Annotated in this window: 2 tRNA genes; both read right to left on the reverse strand. The window is 52.5% G+C overall.

The features are described 5' to 3' along the window. Window positions 1-14 precede the first annotated feature (14 nt). Window positions 15-90 (reverse strand) — tRNA-Val (locus AC2A4J_RS20490). A 39-nt stretch (window positions 91-129) separates the two neighbouring features. Continuing rightward, a tRNA-Asp gene (locus AC2A4J_RS20495) sits at window positions 130-206 on the reverse strand. Window positions 207-219 lie beyond the last annotated feature (13 nt).

Consider the following 219-nt stretch of genomic DNA (forward strand, 5'->3'; position numbering starts at 1 on the left):
CACTGCTTAGTAAGTGGTGGGTGTGGAGAGGTTCGAACTCCCGACATTCGCCTTGTAAGGGCGACGCTCTCCCAACTGAGCTACACACCCGCTCGTAAATTCAACTCTTTGCCACACTTTAATAAGTAATGGCGGAATGGACGGGACTCGAACCCGCGACCCCCTGCGTGACAGGCAGGTATTCTAACCAACTGAACTACCACTCCAACATGGTCTAGT

The sequence above is a fragment of the Marinomonas sp. ATLA20 genome (assembly GCF_057180105.1).